This window comes from Pseudoalteromonas sp. CO342X, assembly GCF_004208915.1.
Taxonomy (GTDB): Bacteria; Pseudomonadota; Gammaproteobacteria; order Enterobacterales; family Alteromonadaceae; genus Pseudoalteromonas; species Pseudoalteromonas maricaloris.
On record NZ_SGPH01000053.1, the window covers coordinates 1 to 1,754 of the forward strand.

1 protein-coding gene is annotated in these 1,754 nt (G+C 52.7%); it reads left to right on the forward strand.

Features of this window, described 5'->3' with window-relative positions:
• Positions 1-1,754 (forward strand): condensation domain-containing protein (locus tag EXT47_RS23570; protein ID WP_240701671.1); only part of this gene is annotated, 1,754 nt, incomplete at both ends.

Below are 1,754 nucleotides of genomic sequence, written 5' to 3' on the forward strand. Positions count from 1 at the left end.
CGGGCGGGGCTGCCGGATTATATGGTGCCTTCGGCCTTTGTGGTGTTGGAGTCTTTTCCGTTGACGGCCAACGGCACGGTTGACCGTAAGGCGCTGCCGGCGCCGGAAGGGGATGTATTAGGCGGCGAGTATATTGCGCCGCGCACTGAAACAGAAAAAACCTTATGCCGGATCTGGCAGGAGGTGCTGGGGCTTGAGCGGGTTGGTATTTCAGACAACTTCTTTGATCTGGGTGGGCACTCCCTGCTGGTTACTAAACTGGTGGCCCGTATTGGTGAAGCTTTTGAGGTCACACTGGCGCTGCGGAAGGTCTTTGAGCAGCCGAGGTTAATGGATCTGGCGGCTTTATTGTCCGGTGAGCACTCAGGTGGTATGCGTCCGCCGTTAACTGCGGTTTCTCGGGAGCAGGCTTTGCCTTTATCTTTTGCCCAGCAAAGGTTGTGGCTGCTGGATAAAATAGACGGCGGCAGTGTCCATTACAATATGCCTGCGGCGTTAAGATTAACGGGTAGTCTGAACAGTCAGGCGCTGCAGCAGGCCTTTAGTACAATTGTAGGACGTCATGAAAGCCTACGGACTTGCTTTGTTGTCGGCGATGACGGCGAGCCAGTTCAGGTGATTAATACGCCGGAGACGTTTGAAGTGCCGCTTACGGATTTGTCTGTGCTGCCTGAAACCGTGCAACAAACACAGATTGATGAAGCTGTTGCCAAAGAGGCGGCCGCGGCCTTTGAGCTGAGCCGAGATTTAATGCTGCGGGCGCGCTTGCTTAAAGTTGCCGAGCAGGAACATATTTTGCTGGTGACCATGCACCATATTGCCTCGGACGGTTGGTCGATGGGTATACTGGTGAATGAATTTAGCAGCCTGTATACGGCTTATGCCAAAGGGCAGGAAAATCCGCTGGCGCCTCTGGCGATCCAGTACGGCGATTATGCTTACTGGCAGCGCAACTGGTTACAAGGAGCGGTGCTGGATGAACAGCTAGGGTACTGGGAAAAGCAGCTTGCCGGCTTACCAGTGGTGCATGCGTTGCCATTAGATCACGCCAGACCTGCGGTGCAGAGCTTTGCAGGTGCTTTCCATATCACTCATATCAATAAAAGTACTTATAAGGCTTTGACTGGCTTGTGTCAGGCGCAGGGGGCCACATTGTTTATGGGACTGCATGCTGCATTTTCGGTGTTGCTGTCCCGTTACAGTAATGAACAAGATATTGTTATTGGCACGCCGGTGGCGAACAGAGAGCAGGTAGAAGTGGCTGGTTTGATAGGTTTCTTCGTCAATACCTTAGTGCTGCGGAGCGACTTATCCGGTAAGCCGAGTTTCCAGGCGCTGCTAGAGCAAAGTAAAAACATGCTGCTGGACGGTTATGCCCATCAGCAGGTGCCGTTTGAACAAATTGTTGAACGTTTGCAGCCGGAGCGGAGCTTGAGTCACAGCCCGTTATTCCAAGTGATGCTGGCGCTACAAAACAATGACGACGGTCAGTTATCCTTGCCGGATCTCAACCTCTCTATAGTGGAGGCTCGGGAAGGGGAAAGTGCAAAGTATGATTTAACGCTAAATGTGGTTGAAAGTGAGGATGGCCTAGGTCTAGGGTGGGGCTATAATACCGATTTGTTTGAGCGCGACACAATAGCGCGTATGGCGGAGCATTTTGAGGTCTTGTTATCCGCTCTGGTACAGGCACCTGAGCAGGATGTCTTTAGCCATGAGCTGGCGACGGCGCAGGAGCGGGAACAGTTACTTGG